Origin of the sequence: Sedimenticola selenatireducens DSM 17993 (assembly GCF_000428045.1) — a bacterium.
Lineage (GTDB): Bacteria > Pseudomonadota > Gammaproteobacteria > Chromatiales > Chromatiaceae > Sedimenticola > Sedimenticola selenatireducens.
This window is the reverse complement of record NZ_KE386617.1, coordinates 78705-98964: the sequence shown is the minus strand read 5'-3', so window position 1 is coordinate 98964 and position 20260 is coordinate 78705. Positions and strand designations below refer to the sequence as shown.

General features: G+C 56.6%; 18 protein-coding genes and 1 tRNA gene. 9 read left to right on the top strand and 10 right to left on the bottom strand.

Annotated elements, in window-relative coordinates; all coding sequences use genetic code 11:
• Window positions 1–43: 43 nt before the first annotated feature.
• Window positions 44–988, bottom strand: a complete 945-nt coding sequence (locus A3GO_RS0120960) for a chemotaxis protein CheV (protein ID WP_029135062.1) — start codon at window positions 986–988, stop codon at window positions 44–46.
• 191 nt (window positions 989–1179) lie between these two features.
• Here A3GO_RS0120960 and flgA point away from each other — a divergent pair, with 191 nt between their 5' ends.
• From flgA to A3GO_RS0120945, 3 genes are all read left to right on the top strand, one after another.
• Complete coding sequence (flgA, locus tag A3GO_RS24910; RefSeq protein WP_169720434.1) at window positions 1180–1905, top strand: flagellar basal body P-ring formation chaperone FlgA; 726 nt, start codon at window positions 1180–1182, stop codon at window positions 1903–1905.
• A 134-nt stretch (window positions 1906–2039) separates the two neighbouring features.
• Window positions 2040–2366, top strand: a complete 327-nt coding sequence (gene flgM / locus A3GO_RS0120950) for a flagellar biosynthesis anti-sigma factor FlgM (protein ID WP_051302751.1) — start codon at window positions 2040–2042, stop codon at window positions 2364–2366.
• A 3-nt stretch (window positions 2367–2369) separates the two neighbouring features.
• Window positions 2370–2852: a flagella synthesis protein FlgN gene (locus A3GO_RS0120945; RefSeq protein WP_029135060.1), complete on the top strand. Its 483-nt coding sequence runs from the start codon at window positions 2370–2372 to the stop codon at window positions 2850–2852.
• Between the two features lie 354 nt (window positions 2853–3206).
• Here A3GO_RS0120945 and A3GO_RS0120940 read toward each other — a convergent pair whose 3' ends face one another.
• The 3 genes from A3GO_RS0120940 to arsS are packed head-to-tail and all read right to left on the bottom strand — an operon-like array spanning window position 3207 to window position 5486.
• Complete coding sequence (locus A3GO_RS0120940; RefSeq protein ID WP_029135059.1) at window positions 3207–3827, bottom strand: TIGR04282 family arsenosugar biosynthesis glycosyltransferase; 621 nt, start codon at window positions 3825–3827, stop codon at window positions 3207–3209.
• Window positions 3827–4528, bottom strand: coding sequence for a TIGR04283 family arsenosugar biosynthesis glycosyltransferase (locus A3GO_RS0120935; protein ID WP_335340068.1), 702 nt, complete (start codon window positions 4526–4528; stop codon window positions 3827–3829). Before A3GO_RS0120935 ends, A3GO_RS0120940 begins: the two co-directional genes overlap by 1 nt.
• Window positions 4521–5486 (bottom strand): arsenosugar biosynthesis radical SAM (seleno)protein ArsS, encoded by a 966-nt coding sequence (gene arsS, locus A3GO_RS0120930; RefSeq protein ID WP_029135057.1) that lies wholly within the window; start codon window positions 5484–5486, stop codon window positions 4521–4523. Before arsS ends, A3GO_RS0120935 begins: the two co-directional genes overlap by 8 nt.
• A gap of 203 nt (window positions 5487–5689) precedes the next feature.
• Here arsS and A3GO_RS0120925 point away from each other — a divergent pair.
• Window positions 5690–5766 (top strand) — tRNA-Arg (locus A3GO_RS0120925).
• A gap of 369 nt (window positions 5767–6135) precedes the next feature.
• Here the strand turns inward: A3GO_RS0120925 and A3GO_RS24905 are convergent.
• Window positions 6136–6492, bottom strand: coding sequence for a hypothetical protein (locus A3GO_RS24905; protein WP_037376228.1), 357 nt, complete (start codon window positions 6490–6492; stop codon window positions 6136–6138).
• A 264-nt stretch (window positions 6493–6756) separates the two neighbouring features.
• Between A3GO_RS24905 and A3GO_RS0120915 the strand changes: the two genes are divergently transcribed.
• The 5 genes from A3GO_RS0120915 to A3GO_RS0120895 all read left to right on the top strand — a co-directional run bounded on the left by A3GO_RS0120915 (window position 6757) and on the right by A3GO_RS0120895 (window position 14667).
• Window positions 6757–9618, top strand: a complete 2862-nt coding sequence (locus A3GO_RS0120915; protein ID WP_029135056.1) for a 2-oxoglutarate dehydrogenase E1 component — start codon at window positions 6757–6759, stop codon at window positions 9616–9618.
• Window positions 9619–10818, top strand: coding sequence for a 2-oxoglutarate dehydrogenase complex dihydrolipoyllysine-residue succinyltransferase (gene odhB, locus A3GO_RS0120910; RefSeq protein ID WP_029135055.1), 1200 nt, complete (start codon window positions 9619–9621; stop codon window positions 10816–10818).
• A gap of 143 nt (window positions 10819–10961) precedes the next feature.
• Window positions 10962–12782 (top strand): Na/Pi cotransporter family protein, encoded by a 1821-nt coding sequence (locus tag A3GO_RS0120905; RefSeq protein WP_029135054.1) that lies wholly within the window; start codon window positions 10962–10964, stop codon window positions 12780–12782.
• Window positions 12783–12809: 27 nt separating this feature from the next.
• On the top strand, window positions 12810–13052 hold the full coding sequence (locus tag A3GO_RS0120900) for a hypothetical protein (protein ID WP_029135053.1): 243 nt from the start codon (window positions 12810–12812) through the stop codon (window positions 13050–13052).
• 109 nt (window positions 13053–13161) lie between these two features.
• Window positions 13162–14667, top strand: coding sequence for a fumarate hydratase (locus A3GO_RS0120895; protein ID WP_029135052.1), 1506 nt, complete (start codon window positions 13162–13164; stop codon window positions 14665–14667).
• A gap of 80 nt (window positions 14668–14747) precedes the next feature.
• Here the strand turns inward: A3GO_RS0120895 and A3GO_RS0120890 are convergent, their stop codons facing one another.
• From A3GO_RS0120890 to A3GO_RS0120870, 5 genes are all read right to left on the bottom strand, one after another.
• Window positions 14748–14990 (bottom strand): BolA family protein, encoded by a 243-nt coding sequence (locus tag A3GO_RS0120890; protein ID WP_029135051.1) that lies wholly within the window; start codon window positions 14988–14990, stop codon window positions 14748–14750.
• 308 nt (window positions 14991–15298) lie between these two features.
• On the bottom strand, window positions 15299–16879 hold the full coding sequence (locus A3GO_RS0120885; protein WP_029135050.1) for a peptide chain release factor 3: 1581 nt from the start codon (window positions 16877–16879) through the stop codon (window positions 15299–15301).
• 266 nt (window positions 16880–17145) lie between these two features.
• Window positions 17146–17610: a ribosomal protein S18-alanine N-acetyltransferase gene (rimI, locus tag A3GO_RS0120880; protein WP_029135049.1), complete on the bottom strand. Its 465-nt coding sequence runs from the start codon at window positions 17608–17610 to the stop codon at window positions 17146–17148.
• A gap of 24 nt (window positions 17611–17634) precedes the next feature.
• The gene (locus A3GO_RS0120875; protein WP_029135048.1) at window positions 17635–18495 is read right to left on the bottom strand and encodes a uracil-DNA glycosylase; all 861 of its coding nucleotides are present in this window, start codon (window positions 18493–18495) and stop codon (window positions 17635–17637) included.
• 17 nt (window positions 18496–18512) lie between these two features.
• Window positions 18513–20057, bottom strand: a complete 1545-nt coding sequence (locus tag A3GO_RS0120870; protein WP_029135047.1) for a 2-isopropylmalate synthase — start codon at window positions 20055–20057, stop codon at window positions 18513–18515.
• Between the last annotated feature and the right edge of the window lie 203 nt (window positions 20058–20260).

Genomic DNA, 20260 nt, shown 5'->3' with positions numbered 1-20260 from the left:
CTGTGAGATTGTTATCCATTGCGCTTGAGTTATTTACGCTTGTTCAGGAGGAGAGCGCCTTCAACTCCAGTTTGTGCTGTTTGAGGCGCGTCTGTACCACCCTGGCCAGCTCGTCCGGCTCAAATTTGGCCAGGAATGAATTGGCCCCGACCTTTTCGATCATGCTCTGATTGAACACACCGCTCAGGGAAGTATGGAGGATAACTTGCAGATTGGCGAGCGCCGGATCCTTGCGTATTTCCGTCGTCAGGGTATAGCCGTCCATTACCGGCATCTCCACATCCGAAATCACCAGTGACAGAAAGTCGGAGACTCTTCGGCCTTCGTTGGTCCACGCCTTCAACTGATCCAGCGCCTGTTTGCCGTCATTGCAGACCGTGGTCATCACCCCGAGCTTATCCAGCACACGCTTTACCTGATTGCGCGCCACCGAGGAATCGTCGGCAATCAATACATGCTGGGTCTCATCGATCGCCTCCTCTTCAATAACGCCCTCGGATACATCCTCCGACACCGTGACAATCTCGCTGAGCACTTTCTCCACATCAATGATTTCCACCAGCTCTTCGTCGACCCGGGTAACTGCCGTCATGTAACTGCCCTTTGCCGCACCCTTGGGCGGGGGCAGAATATCACCCCAGTTCATGTTGACAATCCGGTCAACCGAACCCACCAGAAACCCCTGTACCCTGCGGTTGTACTCGGTAATGATGACGAAACGCCCTTCGATGTTGGCCAGCGGAGGCCCCCCAATAGCCTGAGAGAGATCCATCACCGTAATGGTTTTGCCACGCATGTTGGCGATACCCCGGACTACCGGGTGGGAGCCGGGCAGCTGGGTCAGCGGAGGGCATTGAATCACCTCCTGCACCTTAAATACATTGATACCAAACCGCTGTCTGCCGGCGAGCCGAAACAGCAACAGCTCCAGTCGATTCCTGCCCGCAAGCTTGGTTCTTTGATCAACACCGTCAAGGATACCCGCCATCTCTACCTCTCCGTTCAAATATCTCTGTCTGATGTTAGCGACCCACCTGTCTATTGCTTTAGGCCCGGTTGCATTCAATACCCGCGGAAAGGATATGCGCAGGCCTTATCACGCGGCCCTTATATCAGGCATGGGTATTGCATGTTATTTGTGCAGCAATGAATGAGCTGAATATTTGGACAGGTGAAGTGATGAGCAGATTAACACCCGCGGTCAGGAAACGGCATTATTGGCCAATCCTGCTTCTCGTCTGGTCACTGGCGGCAGTATCCGCCACGGAGGAGCAGACACAACCCCACGAGAGCATCCTGGCGGCAGCCGAGCAGCATGTTCTGAATGACTTTGACGAAGAGAACCAGGAGATCAACGTCGCGGCAGGGCGGCTGGACAGTCGGCTCCGATTGGCGGCATGCGACCAGGAACTGGACACTTTCATGCCCCATGGTCGCAAAAACGCATCCCGTGTAACTGTTGGCGTGCGCTGTAACGACACCGGCGGCTGGACGCTCTATGTGCCGGTAACCCTGTCACTGATGAAAGAGATTGCAGTCGCCAACCGGGAACTGCCCAGAGGCACCATTCTTACATCGGCGGACTTCAAAATTGAAAAACGGGACGTCGCCCGACTGCATCGGGGATATATCGAACACCCCCAACAGGCCATCGGCAAAAAGCTTAAACGCCGGTTGCGTGCCGATGCCGTTCTGACACCAGGGCAGCTGATCATCCAGCACGCGGTAAAAAAGGGCAGTCAGGTGGTGATCGTGGCCCAGATAGGTGGATTGCAGGTTCGCATGAATGGCAAGGCCCTATCAAACGGCGCTGTCGGGGAACGCATCAAAGTGGAGAACAACAGTTCCAACAGGCAAATAGAAGCGACTGTTATAGACTCCGGGGTAGTCAAGGCAACGACCTAGGATATTCCGGTAAACACCGACCACCATTGTGAACCGGCACTGGTTTTTAGCATCAAACCAACTACTTTCTGATTAAAGCTTGCACCCATTTGGCCGCTACGCTGATGGGAACTTTTTACAAGGTGGTTAACAGCATGAAAATCAAAGGTCTGTCCGGACAACCCATCAGCACTGGTGAGGGCAACAAGAGCAAGGCAACCGACAAAACACAGACAGCGGGCGCATCTCCCAGCGGAAAATCGACCGGCACCAGCAGCGATACCGTTAGCCTGACGATATCGGCTACCCGCCTGCAGGAGCTTGAAGCACAGATTGCCAGCCTGCCGATCGCCGATGCGCAGCGTGTTTCTGATGTACAACGATCCCTGGCTACCGGCAACTTTGCATTTGAACCGGAAGATGCCGCGGAGAATCTACTGGCCCAGGAAAGGCAATTTTCGCAACTGGACAAACAGGAGTAATCAATGAATCTCTCTGCCGAACAGCAGAACCGGCTCAGCCAGATCATCTCAACCGAGCTGAACTGCGCTCACTCACTTGCTGAAATACTTCAGCGTGAACAGAACGCGCTTAAATCACACGATCCGGAACAGGTTCTGGACATCAGCAGAGAAAAACAGCAGACCGTGGACCAGATGCAGGAGTGCGGCAGACAGAGAGATCGTCTGCTCACATCACTCGGGGTTGCCGGTGGCTCTACAGGCATCAACAAACTTATACAAACCAATAGCGCCGCTACATGCGCTGGTCTGTGGCGCCAGCTGGAAGCCATTGCCGGCAAGCTGCGCGAGCAGAATGAAATCAACGGCGGCATACTGGCACTCAGCCAGCGCCACAACAAACAGGCACTGGATCTGCTTTGTGGACGTACCGATAGCAGAAACACCTACGGCGCCAGAGGGCAGCACAACCAGGATCAGTCGGGCCACTCACTGGCAAAGGCCTGATAGAGATAAAAAGCGCTTAACCGTGAACGATGCGAAAACACACAAGCAAGTCGGGTTACGCCTTCGGCTAACGCGACCTACAGCCACAGCGCCAAACTGTAGATCGGATTAGCGCANCGTAATCCGACAAATTGATCAACCCACAAGCAAGTNGGGTTACGCCTTCGGCTAACGCGACTTACAGCCACAGCGCCAAACTGTAGGTCGGATTAGCGCANCGTAATCCGACAAATTGATCAACNCACAAGCAAGTNGGGTTNCNCCTTCGGCTAACGCGACTTACAGCCACAGCGCCAAACTGTAGGTCGGATTAGCGCAACGTAATCCGACAAATTGATCAACTCACAAGCAAGTTTATTGAGCGGTTCCACTTAAGCGCAGGTATCGCTGCAGATCGGCATCCCGATCCAGATCCCAGAGGGGTTCAAGTTCACGCCAGGCCCAACCAAATTGAGCAAGGCGCTCGCGCGTTATCTTCAACACCTGATCCGTGCCCCACGGGATGTCGCAAAACAGCTGCCCATTCATCCGCCGCATACCCAGGAGTACATAACCGCCATCTTCAGCCGGCCCCAGCACCGCATCGGCACCGGCACTGAGCCAGTCCAGGGCACGGAGCAAGTGCTCCCGCTTGAGCACCGGGCAGTCACCACCGATCAACAGCACCATCTCACACCGGGTGAGTGCCTTGCGCGCGGCATGGGCCATACGCTGACCCAAATCACCCGTTGTCTGTGCATAGAGAGTAATGGATGGATTCGCTGCCGCCTGGAAAACCGCGTGCCGGGTATCCGGGGCACACCAGATCTCAACTGGCGCCACCTCCCGGGTCGCCTCCCCAAGCACCCGCTCCAGAAGCGTGCGATAAATCTCCGCAGCACGCTGTTCCCCGACCGAAGGAATCAGTCGTGTCTTAACCTGTCCCGGCACGGGTGCCTTGGCAAACAGCAGAATACGAGCAGCGGGAAAACGCATCAACGGTAACGTTGAGCCAGCCGCGCCGGGTCCGCCCCGAAAAAATAGGCCCAGCGCAAACGCCACATCAACAATACAGTTGAAATAATCCCGGACTGCTCCCAGCGACGGCTGGAGGTAATCAGACACCGGGCAATCACCTGCGGTCGGGAATATCTCTTCAGCCGCTTGCTTATGGCGATATCCTCCATCAACGGAATTGCCGGAAACCCACCCAACCGCACAAACAGCTCTCGCCGAACGAAGATACCCTGATCACCCGTCGCGATACCACTGAGCCTGGATCGCCAGTTCATCATGAACTCAATGACACGCAGCATGGGATGTCGTCCGGACAGCCGGATATTAAACCGGCCCCAGTCACTCTCCGATGCGGCCATGACGGAGATGATCTGCCGGGGAAATTCGGCCCGAATGACACTATCGGCATGAAGAAACCAGAGAATCTCACCAGCAGCAGCCTGCGCACCGGCATTCATCTGCTGCGCCCGTCCCACAACCGAACCAATGAGCTTATCTACCAGTGGCGCTGCCAATGCCACGGTATCGTCAATGCTTTCGCCATCCACCAGCACCAGCTCGACACCCTCGGCGCGGGCATCCTGCAGCGTTTCCAGCAACTGAACAATGGTCTCCGCCTCATTCAGGCAGGGGATAACAACCGAAAGCACCGTATTCCTGATCATCAGAGCATCAGTCACTCAGCGCGCCACCACAGCTGCTACCCTGTCCGGCGGTACAACCGTAACAGTGTTCGGCAATGCGGATCGCCCAACCATCCAGCGATTGTCTTGAAACTTCACTGATATGGATCCTGTCTTTTCCCTCGCGAACTATGGGCATCTGCAGCATCTGGTTGAAATCACAATCATAGAGATAGCCCTGCCAGTCAACGCTCAGCAGGTTTCTGCACATAACGGTCTCAAGGTTATCGCTGCTATAGGCACTCTTAAGCAAGTCCAGATAGTCATGAAACACGCCCTTTGACAGCAACATACTGCCAAATCGGCTAATCGGCATATTGGTAATGGTGAACAGCTGACTGAAGCGGATACCATGATCCTCCCAGAGACGGCGCTTAAAATCCGTCTCCAGACTGTACTGCGAAGGCGGTAGTGCGGGCCCCAGGGGGTTGTAGACAAGATTCAGCACCAAGCCACTCCCCTCCTGGGCATATCCCAGTGCATTCAGTTGTCGGAGTCCGCGGATACTGGCGTCATAGACACCGGCGCCCCGTTGCTGATCCACATTCTCCTGCAGATAACAAGGCAGCGAGGCCACAATCTCAACCTGCTGTTGACTCAGAAAACGACCCAACGTCTCCTGCTGCGGCTCCTCCAGGATGGAAAGGTTGCAACGATCGATCACCTTGACTCCCCGTTCTCTTGCCTCCGCCACCAGATAACGGAAATGATCATTCAATTCCGGAGCTCCGCCGGTCAGATCAATACTCTGTATCCGCTGTCGATCAATAAAGCACAACACATCATCGATGGTGTTTCGCCCCATCATCTCCGTTCGGGTCGGACCTGCATTCACGTGACAATGCTTGCAGGTCTGGTTGCACCGGTAACCGAGATTAATCTGAAGTGTCTCCAGCCGCCCTCTGCTGATAGCAGGAAATGTGGTGGGTGAAAGCAGATGGGTGGTATCCAACATAGCAAACAGCCTCGATCAACAATCAGTAATACGTTAAATGCACAGTGATCGACTCCTTTTCAGTCGTCGTTACACCAACAACGATCACACTCAGGTTGCCAAACAACCCTCGAAAAATGCTAAAATGCGGCTCGTTCATGGCAGGCCGCCAAGCGAACTCACTACCGTTGTCCCGGTTATCAGGCCCGGACGGCGTTCTCACCGCCCCCGTAGCTCAGCTGGATAGAGCGCACCCCTCCTAAGGGTGAAGTCACACGTTCGAATCGTGTCGGGGGCGCCATTTTCATTCTGCACTATAATAAAGGACCCGGACAGGCGCCCGTCTATTTCATTGCAGTCAAACGAAGGTTTTTCCGATTACCCATTTGCTCAGCTGCTTTCAGGAGTATGTTAGCCGCGAGTAAGCACGCAAAATCTTATTTGCGACTTGACTATTCAGCCATTCCGATAAACACGGATGTATAGAGATGAGCTGAGCAATACCCATCAATCACCACATCCTACAGAGCTTCCCGACAGCCAGCGAGCGCTGGATAACGACTTCAAGGCGCGATAAGCGATATCCGACCTGACCCTGGACTGGAGGGTGATCGGAAAAGAGTTGCCCGGAAATATCCAGGGTCAATGACCGGCGGCAATACGGCAACCCTCATTTCGCCTCCGGCGATGACATTTCTGTTTTCTCCAGGCCCGAGAGGCCAGAGTGCTTGTCACCATCTGAAAGCACACCGTTCAGCGGGGCTGATTCCGATTCGATACTCACCTCAATACCGGACGACGGAACAGACGCGGGCGGCTGTTTCGGGCGCGCCTGCAGGCGTGACAGGATATCGGACAGGACACGCTCCAACTCGGTATAGGCCCGGAGTTGTGCCAACTGATAATAACTGGTCTTTTTTTCATTCAGCAGCGCCAAACGGGCATCAAAATAGGCCACATCAGCTTCCAGCGAACTGACGGTGAGCCGCGCCCACTTTTTTTTCTGTTTTTTTTCCTGTTCCTGCATAAAAAAGCTGTTTTTTTAGGATTTATCCCGGATTATCCCTCAACTCTCCGAGAGTATAACGCCCTACCAGGATAAAACCCTAACTCCATGAATAAGTGTGATTTAGTTCCATTCGGCAGTTTTCAACGAATTGTGCTCCGCACAAAAATACGGATCTTTTTGGATGATTATACTAATTTTATAAAAACGCTTTAAAAAGGCACCTCTTATGCTACTATCCACTTATATGCTCCCCCATCCACAAATAATAGGCCGATCATCCAAATGAGCGCACTTCTGGAGTTGTTACGCACCACGTCTGCCCTCTCCGGCGGTAATGCCGCCTTCATAGAGGACCTCTACGAAAGCTATCTGCAAGATCCAAACAGCGTGGACCCTGCCTGGAGGGCACGTTTCGACAGCATTATCAAGGACTCCGCCAACGAGGCGCCGGATATTGCACACGGCCCCGTCAGGTCAAATTTTGCCCGTCTGGCGAGGGAAAAGCGCCCCGCATCCAGACAGACTTCTGAACGGATGTCTCCCGGGGCGGCGGAAAAACAGGCCGCCGTGCTGCGCCTGGTCAATGCCTGGCGTGTCCGCGGACACCAATACGCTACGCTGGACCCGCTGCGCCTGCGCGACATGGAAGATGTACCGGACCTGGACCCGGCCTTCCATCGTCTCGGCGAGGCAGACATGGACACGGTATTCAATACCGGCTCACTGTTCGCTCCCGATCGCATGCCACTGAGAGAGATCATCAGCTTTATCAAGGATGTGTATGGCAAAAACATCGGTTCCGAATATATGCATATTACCGATACCCGCCAGAAGCGCTGGATTCAGAAACGGGTTGAAGGGTCCAAGGCAAAGGCGGACCTGAACCCCGATGATAAAAAGTGGCTGCTGACCCTGCTAACCGCAGCGGAGGGACTGGAAAAATATCTGCATACCCGTTATGTCGGCCAGAAACGCTTTTCGCTCGAGGGTAGCGAATCCCTGATCCCGCTGCTGGATGAACTGATTCAGCGGGGCGGCCAGGACGGCATCCGGGAAGTGGCCATTGGCATGGCCCATCGCGGTCGTCTCAACGTATTGACCAACATCCTGGGCAAGGCGCCCGCGGAGCTGTTTGAGGAGTTTGAAGGCAAAAAAAGTCCGGAACGCTACAAGAGTTCCGGCGATGTGAAATATCACATGGGCTTCTCCACCGATATCGAAACCCCGAGCGGCTTCACCCATGTAGTGCTGGGTTTTAACCCTTCACATCTGGAGATCATCAGCCCCGTCATCGAGGGTTCCGTTCGCGCCAGACAGCAGCGCCGGGGAGACCGTGAAGGCAAGGAAGTACTGCCCATCCTGATCCATGGTGACTCTGCCTTTGCCGGCCAGGGCGTGGTGATGGAGACATTCCAGATGTCACAGGCCCGCGGCTACACCACCGGGGGCTCGATCCATATCGTGGTAAACAATCAGGTTGGTTTCACCACCAGCAACCCCCTGGATACCCGCTCTACCCTCTATTGCACCGATGTGGCCAAGATGGTGCAGGCACCGATTTTCCATGTGAATGGAGACGATCCGGAGGCAGTCATTTTCGTTACCCGCCTGGCGATGGATTATCGCCAACGCTTCCACAAAGATGTGATCATCGACGTTATCTGTTACCGCCGTCACGGCCACAACGAGGCTGATGAACCGGCCATGACCCAGCCGATGATGTATCAGAAGATCCGCCGCCTGCCGACGACCCGGTCAAACTATTCCGACCAGCTGATCTCTGAGGGTATTGTCACCCCCGACCAGAGTCGGGATATGGTGGAGGATTACCGTTCTTCTCTGGAGCAGAACTCAACGGTGGCCCGTCCGACCCTGACCGATCTTAACTACCCTTACCACGTCAACTGGGCACCCTATCAGCACATCGACTGGGAACACCCCGCCGACACCAGTATCAGTCAGGAAAAACTTTCGCTGCTCGCCAACCGGCTGCTGGAGGTACCGGATGGTTTTGAGTTGCATGCCCGCGTCAACAAGCTGATTGAAGGCCGCCGCAAGATGGCCACCGGCGATCAATTGGTGGACTGGGGCTTTGGTGAGTGTCTTGCCTACGCCTCGCTGGTCGAGGAAGGTATACCGGTGCGCCTCTCCGGCCAGGATTGCGGCCGTGGCACCTTCTCACACCGTCACGCGGTACTACACAATCAATTGACCGGCGAAAGCCATACCCCACTGCAGCACATTTCCGAAAACCAGGCCAACTTTCTGGTGATCGATTCACTGCTTTCGGAAGAGGCGGTGCTGGGTTTTGAATATGGCTATGCCACCACCGAGCCGAAGGCCCTGACCATATGGGAAGCACAGTTCGGTGATTTCGCCAACGGGGCGCAGGTTGTCATCGATCAGTTCATCAGTTCCGGCGGCGCCAAGTGGGGTCTCTACTGCGGCCTGGTGATGCTGCTGCCGCACGGCTACGAGGGCCAGGGTGCGGAACACTCCTCCGCCCGTCTTGAGCGCTATCTGCAGCTCTGCGCAGAACACAACATGCAGGTCTGTGTCCCTACGACCCCCGCCCAGGTATTCCACATGCTGCGCCGGCAGATGCTGCGCCCGATGAGAAAGCCGCTGGTGGTGATGTCACCAAAAAGCCTGCTGCGTCACCGCCTGGCCACCTCGGCCCTGGAAGAATTCACCAAGGGTGAATTCCAGCCGGTCATTGGTGAAACCGATGATCTCGACCCGCACGAGGTTGAACATATCGTTGTCTGTTCCGGCAAGGTCTACTATGAACTGCTGGAGGCACGCCGGGCGCGGGGACTGCGCAATGTGGCCATTATCCGGATCGAACAGCTGTATCCGTTCCCCCGCGAGATATTTGATTCGATCGTCGACCAGTACACCCAGGTTGAGCGCATTATCTGGTGTCAGGAAGAGCCACAAAACCAGGGGGCATGGGATCAAATCAAACACCGGTTCCATACCCTGCTCGACAAGGGTAAACACCTTTACTATGTGGGGCGGCCAGCCGCTGCCGCACCCGCTGTCGGATACTACCCGATTCATGTTCAACAACAAGAGACCCTGATCGACGAGGCCCTTACCGGCCGAATCAATCACTCAATGAACCGAAGGATGCCTGCATAAATGAGTATCAATGTAACTGTACCGGCGCTGCCGGAATCTGTCGCCGACGCCACCATTCTCACCTGGCACAAAAAGCCGGGTGACGCGGTTTCACGTGACGAGAACCTGGTGGATCTGGAAACCGATAAGGTCGTTCTGGAAGTCCCCTCCCCGGTTGACGGAATTCTGGGCGACATCAGCGCAGCCGAGGGTGAAACCGTACAGGCAGGTGATCTGCTGACAGCCATACAGGAAGGAAGCGCAACCCAGCCCCAGGCGGCAGCGTCAACGGCCTCCACGGCCGAAGCTGCGGGCGATGATGAACCGGTCCTGACTCCGGCGGTGCGCAGATTGGTAAAAGAGAAGGGCATCGACCCCAAGGATATAGTCGGCACCGGGAAAGATGGCCGTATCCTGAAAACCGATGTCACCGCCTATATTGAAAGCCTGGAATCTGCCCCTGCCAAAACGGCACAACCCACCCAGGAGAGTGAGATCACCCAGACCGGCGTCGAGGGCGATCGCCCCGAGCAGCGCGTGCCGATGACACGCCTGCGGGCACGTATTGCCGAGCGCCTGCTGGAGGCGCAACAGAACGCCGCCATCCTGACCACGTTCAACGAAGTGGATCTGCAGGCGATCAATGATCTGCGCAAAAACTACAAGGACAAGTTCGAGAAAGACCACGAAGTGAAGCTCGGCTTCATGTCGTTTTTCATCAAGGCATCGGTCGAGGCCCTGAAGCAGTTCCCGGCGGTCAACGCCTCGGTGGATGGCAAGGACATCATCTATCACGGCTACTACGACATTGGTATCGCCGTCGGTTCGCCCCGTGGACTGGTGGTACCCATTCTCCGCGATGCCGATCAACTCGGCTTCGCCGATACCGAAAAAGCGGTACGCGATTTTGGCAAGAAGGCCAATGACGGCTCCCTCAGCTATGAAGAACTGACCGGCGGCACCTTCACCATCTCCAATGGCGGCGTCTTCGGCTCCATGCTCTCGACCCCGATCCTGAACCCGCCGCAGAGTGCCATCCTGGGCATGCACACCATTCAGCAGCGCCCGATGGTGATCAATGGCGAGATCAAGATCCGGCCCATGATGTACCTGGCTCTCTCCTACGATCATCGCATTATCGATGGCCGCGAGGCGGTACAGTTCCTGGTTACTATCAAGAATATGCTGGAAGATCCGACCCGCCTGCTGCTTCAGGTATAGTTGCCTGCCCCACCAGGCAAAGGCACAGACCGACCAGAGCCGGTAATCCCGCATCAGGGATTACCGGCTTTTTTCATTAATGGATATACTCTCTATTGATTCGGACAAAACAAATACAATAATCCGGCCCATCTGGCAGGTCTATGCTGAAAAAAATACTACTTCCCACCATCTTCTTTATCCTGGCCTACGGATTCTGGCTGAGTGAGGATTTCAAGGAGATATCCGCCGGCGTCGCCATCTTCATGTTTGGCATGCTCTCCCTCGAGCAGGGCTTTCGCAATTTTACCGGCGGCGTGTTGGAGCGGCTGATCAACAGGACCACATCCAGTCACTGGAAAAGTCTCGTTTTCGGCATCGTCTCCACCACCATCATGCAATCCAGTTCACTGGTATCGGTCATTACCATCTCCTTTCTCAGTGCAGGTCTGCTGACTCTGGTGGCGGGCATCGGGATCATCTTCGGGGCCAATCTTGGCACCACGACCGGTGCCTGGTTGATCGCCGGGTTCGGGTTGAAAGTCAATATCGCCGCCTATGCCATGCCGATGCTGGTATTCGGTGTACTGCTGATATTCCAGAAGGCAAAAAACCTGAATGGGTTCGGCTATATCCTGGTCGGTCTCGGCTTCCTGTTTCTCGGCATCCATTACATGAAGGAGGGCTTTGAGGCATTCAGGGGAACCATCAACCTGGCCGAATTTGCTGTCAAAGGCTATCCCGGCCTGTTCCTTTTTACCCTGATCGGTGCCTTCGCCACCGTTGTCATGCAATCGAGTCACGCCACGCTGGTACTCATTATCACTGCATTGGCGGCACAACAGATCACCTACGAGAACGCGTTGGCATTGGCCATCGGCGCCAATATCGGCACCACCATTACCGCCATACTCGGTGCTATCAGCGCCAATGCACAGGGCCGTCGCCTGGCCGGGGCACACCTGATGTTCAACCTGGTGACTGGCCTGATTGCCATCCTGTTTGTCCATCAACTGATTTATGCCGTTGATGAAATCAGCCTGCTCAGCGGTATCCGAGAAAACGACTTCACCCTGAAGCTGGCGATTTTCCACACCCTGTTCAATCTCATCGGCGTGCTGGTCATGACACCCCTGATCAGGCCGCTGGTGAATCTCCTGGAACGGACCATCAAGGAGAAAAAGTCGGAGATTGACCAGCCCAAATATCTCACCGACTCCGCCATTGATTTCCCGGAAACGGCCGTCAAGGCAGTACTGCAGGAGTCGCTGCATGTCTATGACAATGCCCAGGGCATCCTGATACACGCGCTGGGTTTCAGAAGACCCGAGGTACTCTCCACACTGGACCTGATGGAAGTGGCCGAGGCACAGAAAAAGCTGACCATGCTCGATATTGATGCTGCTTATGAACGCAGCATCAAGGGGCTCTATAGCGAAATAATCGCCTTCATCAGTCGGGTCGATTTCTCCTGGCAGATGGAGCAGTCCGCCGACCTACATCACCTGCGGGAAGCCAATCAGCATATGGTCGAGGCAATCAAGGATGTCAAGCACCTGCAGAAAAACATGATCCGGTTTATTAACTCAGACAACAAACCGATGCGCCACGCCTACGACCAGTTACGCAGCCAGTTGGCTGTAATCATCCGGCAACTTGAAGAGATTAGACTGGCGGATGAGAGTAACACATCCATTCTCTCACTCGACGCATTGAAGCTGCTGGTCAAGGAGACGCACGATGAATTCAATTCATCACTGATTGACAAGATAAGACGACGGAGTATTTTGCCGCAGCAGGGCACATCGCTACTGAATGACAGTCACTACACCCACAGTATCGCCAAGAACCTGATACAGGCTGCCCAGACCCTGCTTGTGTCCGGCCCCAGGGACTTGGCACAGGCCGTGCGAACGATTGCCCTGGATGACAATGAACTCCAGGCAGTATCCGACAGGGAGCAGGTCGAAAAGACCGCGCAATAGACCCAAATGATCCCGGAATAACCCGATATGAAACGAAAAAAACTACTACAGAAACTGGCGGATTACCTCAGTCTTGATCAGCGCAGTTTGCGCAAAAAACGTGAAAAGATGCGAGAAGTGTTGAAACAGTTGCGGGAAAAAGAGCATAAGCTGAAAAAGCGCATAGAGCATGAGCACGATCCGGCCAGGCAGCTGCAACTATCCAGGGAACTCGACATCCTGCGAGCTCAGCGGAGAAAAGGGATCGCGGTACTGAAGGAGCTGAAGTAGTTCTGTTGAGTTATTGGATAATCGTCCATTTTAGGGCTGTTTTTTACCCTTCCGAGTCAATCTAACGGTATAATGGCGCCTCAGATAACCACCTCATCTGGGACAAGCCATGACCACTATCAAGCAAGACGATCTGATTCAGAGCATCGCGGATGCCCTGCAGTATATCTCCTACTACCACCCGGCCGATTACATCAAGGCATTGACCGCCGCCTGGAAAAAGGAGGAGTCACCCGCTGCAAAAGACGCCATGGCCCAGATCCTGGTCAACTCAAGAATGTGTGCCGAGGGTCATCGCCCAATCTGCCAGGACACCGGCATGGTCACCGCCATTCTCAAGGTGGGCATGAACGTGCGGTGGGATGCCGACATGAGCCTGGAAGAGATGGTCAACGAAGGTGTGCGCCAGGGTTACGGAAACCCGGACAATGTGTTGCGCGCCTCCGTGGTCAGTGATCCGGCCGGTGCCCGCACCAACACGCGGGATAATACCCCGGCGGTGATTCACACCCGGATTGTGCCGGGCGACACGGTAGAGATCAGCCTGGCGGCCAAAGGCGGCGGCTCGGAAAACAAGAGCAAGTTCACCGTGCTCAACCCTTCGGGCAGCCTGGTCGACTGGGTCTTGAACACGGTCCCCACCATGGGCGCCGGCTGGTGCCCGCCGGGTATGCTGGGCATCGGCATCGGCGGTTCGGCAGAAAAAGCCATGCTGCTGGCCAAAGAGTCCTTGATGGAACACATCGACATCCATGAACTGATGGAACGGGGCCCGAGCAACCGGGTCGAAGAGCTGCGTCTGGAACTGTTCGAGAAGGTCAACGCCCTGGGTATCGGCGCTCAGGGGCTGGGCGGCCTGACCACTGTCCTGGATGTCAAGATCAGGGACTATCCGACCCATGCCGCCTCGCTACCGGTGGCGATGATCCCCAACTGCGCCGCCACCCGTCATGTCGAGTTCACCCTGGATGGTAGCGGCCCGGCCGTGCTGGAACCGCCCAGGCACTCGGACTGGCCCGAGATCAGCCTGGAAGGCGGTGGTGCCCGCCGGGTCAATATTGACAAGGTGACCAAGGAAGAGATCGCTGGCTGGAAACCGGGCGAAAGCCTGCTGATCTCCGGCAAACTGTTGACCGGACGGGATGCGGCCCACAAGCGGATTCAGGATATGCTCACCAGGGGGGAATCCCTGCCCGAAGGGGTCGATTTCAAGAACCGCTTTATCTATTACGTCGGCCCGGTCGACCCGGTACGCGACGAAGTGGTGGGCCCGGCCGGACCCACCACCTCTACCCGTATGGATCAGTTCAGCGACATGATGCTGGGTGAAATGGGCCTGATGGGCATGGTTGGCAAGGCGGAGCGCGGCCCGACAGCCATTGAAGCAATCAAGAAACATGGCGCGATCTACCTGATGGCAGTGGGTGGTGCGGCGTTCCTGGTCTCCAAGGCAATCCGCTCATCACGGATGGTGGCCTTCGAAGACCTGGGCATGGAAGCGATTCGGGAGTTCGAGGTGGAGGACATGCCGGTGACGGTCGCCGTGGACACCCAGGGCAACTCGGTACATCAGAGCGGACCGGCCGAGTGGCGGGTAAAAATCGGTAAACTCTGAGCCGCTTACAGGTTTAGTCGCTAAAGCCGCTTCAGCGGATTCATTACCGCAGAAGCGGCTTTAGCCACGAGCGATGCAGATTATCCCTGCAGAGTCTGCCACTGATCCCGGGTATAGGTCTTGATGGAGAGGGCGTGCAGTTCATCGCTCTCCAGTTGAGTCTTGACCGTGGCCATCACCATCCGCTGTTTCTGAATCGGACTCTTGCCCTCAAACTCCTCGCTGATCACCACCGCCTCGAAATGCCTGCCGTCGCCGGTCACCTGGGCCTGACAGCCCGGCAACCCGGTCTCGATCAGATTGACAATTGCTTCAATTTCCATCACTGCTACCTCGTAAAAATTCTCAGCCGATCATAGCGCATGCAAGCGGTTGCTTTAACCGGTATCCGGCAGGTGTATTACGGCTAGACCTACAACTATATTAATTTCTCGCCAAGCCCGAGCAGGCATTGCGAAAAGTCCTGGTGACCAGGCGATACGCCAACAGAGAGATTGCCGCATTGCCTGGTCTTTTAAATACCCACTGCAGGAGGCCCGCCCCGGGCCGAATTCGCGGCGCCGCGCCGCTCCTACAGGTGATTCATTTTGACGGTCGAATAACTCGCCCATTGGCCATTGATCCAGGCTATTTACAACTCCCGGGTCGCCAGGAAGCGGATTTTTGGCCAGCGCTCTTCGGCCAGGCTCAAGTTGACCCGGGTCGGTGCCAGATAGACCAGCTGGTCATCCCCATCCAGTGCCAGGTTCTCGTGGGCCTTGGCGCGGAACTGCTCCAGCATCTTGGGATCATCACACTCCACCCAGCGGGCGGTGTTGACGCCTACCGGCTCGACGATCGCCTCCACACCATACTCCCCCTTCAGCCGGTGGGCCGCCACCTCGAACTGCAGCACGCCCACCGCACCCAGGATCATGTCGTTATTCTTCAACGGCCGGAACACCTGTGTGGCGCCCTCCTCGCAGAGCTGCAGCACCCCCTTCTGCAATGCCTTCAGACGCAGCGGGTCCTTCAGTACGACGCGACGGAACAGCTCGGGGGCAAAATAGGGAATGCCCTCATATTTCAGCTCCTCGCCATCGGTGAAGGTATCACCAATCTGTATCGTGCCGTGATTATGCAAGCCGATGATGTCGCCCGGCCACGCCTCTTCCACATGCTTGCGCTCATCGGCCTGGAAGGTAATGGCGTTGCTGATCTGCACCGTTTTGCCGCTACGGACATGGTGCATTTTCATGCCTTTTTTGTAGCTGCCGGAACAGACCCGCATAAAGGCGATGCGGTCCCGGTGGGCCGGGTCCATATTGGCTTGTATCTTGAAAATAAAACCTGAGAACTTCTCCTCCCCCGGCTCCACCAGGCGCTGCCGGGTCTCCCGTGCACGAGGCGCCGGGGCATACTGAACAAAGGCGTCCAGCAGCTCCTTGACACCGAAGTTATTGATCGCCGAGCCAAAGAACACGGGAGTCAGCTCGCCGCGCAGGTAGGCATCCAGATCCAGTGCATGGCTGGCGCCGCGCACCAGGTCGATCTCTTCGCGCAACTCCTCCGCCATATCGCCCAGCACCGCATCCAGGCGCGGGTTGTCCAGCCCCTCGATCAACTCACCGGCCTGGATCTTCCCCCCATGGGTGGCGGAGAAGAGATGGGTGGTCTCGGTACGCAGATCAAATACCCCCTTGAGCCGCTTTCCCATGCCAATGGGCCAGGTGACCGGCGCACACTTGATCTGCAGCACCTCCTCGATCTCATCGAGAATGTCCAGGGCATCCCGTCCCTCCCGATCCAGCTTGTTGACGAAGGTGAGAATCGGCGTGTCGCGCATGCGACACACCTCCATCAGCTTGATGGTGCGGGACTCGACGCCCTTGGCCACGTCAATCACCATCAGCGCGGAGTCCACCGCGGTCAGGGTACGATAGGTGTCTTCGGAAAAGTCCTCATGTCCCGGGGTATCCAGCAGATTTACAATGCCATTACCGTAGGCGAACTGCATCACCGAAGAGGTGACGGAGATACCACGCTCCTTCTCCATCTCCATCCAGTCGGAGGTGGCATGCCGGGCCGCTTTGCGCCCCTTTACCGTGCCGGCCATCTGGATTGCCCCGCCAAACAACAGCAGCTTTTCCGTTAAGGTGGTTTTACCGGCGTCCGGGTGAGAGATAATAGCGAAGGTACGCCGCCGTTGCAGTTGCTTGAGAAGTTCGGACATGGGGGATCTGCTGCTTGCTGACAAAAGCGGGATTATACAGCAATTTGTAGACCGGGTTAGCCCGCCAGGGCGTAACCCGACGACGGGGAAGCCCCGACCATAGATGCCCCACCAGGGCGTGTCGAAGATAACACCGCCGGGCCCCAATCGGACCCGCTGTACTAACCGGCCACCACCGTCGGATTACGCTGCGCTAATCCGACCTACCGAGGCATTAAAATCGTAGGTCGTGTTAGCCCGCAGGGCGTAACCCGACATCCGGCTTCTTACAACGCCTTGGCCAGCAGGATGGCGTCTTCCCGGCCCTTGTCGGCCGGATAATAGCCGCGCCGTAGACCGATCTCGTTGAATCCCAGGGACTCATACAGCCCCAAGGCGACCCGGTTACTGGCCCGCACCTCCAGAAAAACCGTATCGGCCTCGCGCTCCCGTGCCTGGTTGATCAGGCGCTGCATCAGGCGGCGCGCGAGCCCCTGCCCACGCATTTCGGGATCGGTGCAGATATTCAGCACATGGGCCTCACCGGCAGCCACCGACATGACACCGTATCCCACCAGCCGCCGATCCAGAAAATAACCCCAGCAGACATAACCCACCCGCAGGGAATCCCGGAAGATACCGGCTGTCCAGGGATGATCGTAACAGCGATGCTCCACCGTCATAATGGCGTCGATATCGTCTTCCCTGAGCGGGCGAATCCGGAGTAGCGGGTCCCTGAGTATGGCGCTCATGAGATCGAATTCAGAACGACCGGTTCATTGAACCAACCGGGCAGCCTTCTGCAGGTCCTGCCAGGCCTTGGCCTTCTGCTCCGGCGAGCGCAGCAGATAGGCCGGATGATAAGTGACCACTACGGGGATGCCGTTATATTCATGCTGGCCGCCCCGCAACCGCCCCACGGCGTCATCACTCTGCAGCAGGTTTCTCGCCGCCACGGCGCCGACAGCCAGGATGGCTCTTGGTTTGAGCAGTGCCACCTGACGTTGCAGGTAGGGTGCACATTTCAAGGCTTCCTCCGCCCGCGGGTCCCGATTCCCCGGCGGCCGGCATTTCAGGATATTGGCGATATAGACCTGTTCGCGCTGCAGGCCGATCGCCTTCAGCATGGCATTGAGCAGCTGTCCGGCCCGCCCCACGAAGGGTTCACCCTTTCGGTCTTCATCGGCTCCGGGCGCTTCTCCGATGATCATCAGGTCAGCATTCTGCCGCCCCACCCCGAACACGGTCTGGGTTCGGGTCTTGTGCAGCTCACACGCCTGACACTGGGCAACCCGGGCCGCGAGTGCCGGCCAGTCCAGTTGGCTCACCCCATCATCCAGGAGACCGGCCGGGCCCAACTCTCCGACATGCTCCGCATGATCCAACGTGGGCAGATACTCATTCGATGGCGGCGGCACCTCATCCAGCCAGGGCGGTGGTTCGTCCGGGGCCGGGCGCTGCCGTGCAACGGTCATATCTGGTTTTGGCGCTGCAACCGGGACAGGTGGAGCGGCGGGTGGAACCGCCTCCTGCTCCGCGCCGCCCGATGCCGCAGCGTCTCCATCCAAGGCGGACCTGGGTATCCAGTAATGGATACCCATGGCCTGCAAATATTCCCGTCGCTCTGCTTCGTTCATCAGGTTCAGCTCAGGAGCTAGACGTCACCCTGCGGGTGAGCCTTGTGCTCCTGATCCAGTCGATTGACGGCATTGACATAGGCCTTGGCCGAGGCGATCACGATATCGGTATCGGCACCCTGGCCATTCACGATCCCGCCATTGCGCTGCAGCCTGACGGTCACCTCGCCCTGTGCATCGGTACCGCTGGTAATGGCATTGACCGAGTAGAGCTGCAACTCGGCGTTGCTCTGGACCATGGATTCGATCGCCTTGAAGGCGGCGTCCACCGGACCGCTGCCACTCGCCTCGCCCGACATCTCCCGCTCATCCACCGAGAGCACCACCCGGGCGTTGGGAATCTCCCCGGTCTCCGAACAGACCTTGAGCGAGATCAGCTTGATATGCTCATTTTCGGCACTGAAACCAGCATCCGAAACCAGTGCCTGCAGATCTTCATCAAAAATCTCGTGCTTCTTGTCGGCCAGGTCCTTGAAACGGCGGAAGGCGTCATTAATCTCCTCCTCCGAGTCAAAGGTGATGCCGAGCTCTTCCAGCCGGGTGCGGAAGGCGTTCCGCCCGGAGTGCTTGCCCATCACCATTCGGTTCTGGCTCCAGCCCACATCCTCGGCACGCATGATTTCGTAAGTTTCACGATGCTTGAGCACACCATCCTGATGGATGCCCGACTCATGGGCAAAGGCGTTTGCACCCACGATTGCCTTGTTCGGCTGCACCGGAAAGCCGGTAATGCCCGACACCAGGCGTGAACAATTGACGATCTGGGTAGTGTCCAGTGTGCTGTCGCAGGTGAACAGATCACGGCGGGTGCGTACCGCCATCACCACCTCTTCCAGCGAGGCATTACCCGCCCGTTCACCCAGGCCGTTGATGGTGCACTCCACCTGCCGCGCACCCTGGGTGACGGCGGCCAGCGAGTTGGCTACCGCCAAGCCAAGGTCGTTATGGCAGTGGACTGAGAAGATCGCCTTGTCGGAATTGGGAATACGCTCGATCAGGGTGCGGATGGTCTCGCCAAACTGCTGCGGCAGGTTATAACCTACGGTGTCCGGTACATTGATGGTGGTGGCACCGGCCGCAATCGCCTGTTCGATCACCCGACAGAGAAAATCGATCTCGGACCGGCCTGCATCTTCCGGCGAAAACTCCACATTATCGGTGTATCGGCGCGCCCGCTTGACCGCCCAGACCGCCTGCTCCACCACCTGGTCCGGCGTCATGCGCAGTTTCTGCTGCATATGAATCGGCGAGGTGGCAATAAAGGTATGAATGCGACCGGAATTGGCCTCCTTCAACGCCTCTCCGGCCCGATCGATATCCGCTTCCAGCGCCCGGGCAAGACCGCAGACGGTACTGTCCTTGATGGTACGGGCAATGGTCTGCACGGCATCAAAATCCCCTGGACTGGCGATGGGAAATCCCGCCTCGATAATATCGACCCGCATCTTTTCCAGCGCCTTGGCGATACGCAGCTTCTCATCCTTGGTCATGGACGCCCCAGGACTCTGCTCACCGTCACGCAAGGTGGTATCAAATATAAATAACTTGTCTGGATTGCTCATCATCTGCTCCCGGATCGATCCAGTCACCCATGCGCTGAATCATCCTCTACATCTATTCTTGAATTCGTTTTGTCTGCGTGCTTGGCCCTCGCCAGGGCATGTGTCGTTTTATGCCCCACAGGGCAGTAGCAGCAGGGAGAGCAGCAGGAGAGCGTGGCGGGGACGCACAGACACGACCGCCCGCTGGGCAGTGTGCTGGATAG

Coding starts and splice junctions, on each gene's coding strand:
- A3GO_RS0120960 (WP_029135062.1), bottom strand. CDS start 988: ATGGCGGGTATCCTTGACGGTGTTGATCAAAGAACCAAGCTTGCGGGC.
- flgA (WP_169720434.1), top strand. CDS start 1,180: ATGAGCAGATTAACACCCGCGGTCAGGAAACGGCATTATTGGCCAATC.
- flgM (WP_051302751.1), top strand. CDS start 2,040: ATGAAAATCAAAGGTCTGTCCGGACAACCCATCAGCACTGGTGAGGGC.
- A3GO_RS0120945 (WP_029135060.1), top strand. CDS start 2,370: ATGAATCTCTCTGCCGAACAGCAGAACCGGCTCAGCCAGATCATCTCA.
- A3GO_RS0120940 (WP_029135059.1), bottom strand. CDS start 3,827: ATGCGTTTTCCCGCTGCTCGTATTCTGCTGTTTGCCAAGGCACCCGTG.
- arsS (WP_029135057.1), bottom strand. CDS start 5,486: ATGTTGGATACCACCCATCTGCTTTCACCCACCACATTTCCTGCTATC.
- A3GO_RS24905 (WP_037376228.1), bottom strand. CDS start 6,492: ATGCAGGAACAGGAAAAAAAACAGAAAAAAAAGTGGGCGCGGCTCACC.
- A3GO_RS0120915 (WP_029135056.1), top strand. CDS start 6,757: ATGAGCGCACTTCTGGAGTTGTTACGCACCACGTCTGCCCTCTCCGGC.
- odhB (WP_029135055.1), top strand. CDS start 9,619: ATGAGTATCAATGTAACTGTACCGGCGCTGCCGGAATCTGTCGCCGAC.
- A3GO_RS0120905 (WP_029135054.1), top strand. CDS start 10,962: ATGCTGAAAAAAATACTACTTCCCACCATCTTCTTTATCCTGGCCTAC.
- A3GO_RS0120900 (WP_029135053.1), top strand. CDS start 12,810: ATGAAACGAAAAAAACTACTACAGAAACTGGCGGATTACCTCAGTCTT.
- A3GO_RS0120895 (WP_029135052.1), top strand. CDS start 13,162: ATGACCACTATCAAGCAAGACGATCTGATTCAGAGCATCGCGGATGCC.
- A3GO_RS0120890 (WP_029135051.1), bottom strand. CDS start 14,990: ATGGAAATTGAAGCAATTGTCAATCTGATCGAGACCGGGTTGCCGGGC.
- A3GO_RS0120885 (WP_029135050.1), bottom strand. CDS start 16,879: ATGTCCGAACTTCTCAAGCAACTGCAACGGCGGCGTACCTTCGCTATT.
- rimI (WP_029135049.1), bottom strand. CDS start 17,610: ATGAGCGCCATACTCAGGGACCCGCTACTCCGGATTCGCCCGCTCAGG.
- A3GO_RS0120875 (WP_029135048.1), bottom strand. CDS start 18,495: ATGAACGAAGCAGAGCGACGGGAATATTTGCAGGCCATGGGTATCCAT.
- A3GO_RS0120870 (WP_029135047.1), bottom strand. CDS start 20,057: ATGAGCAATCCAGACAAGTTATTTATATTTGATACCACCTTGCGTGAC.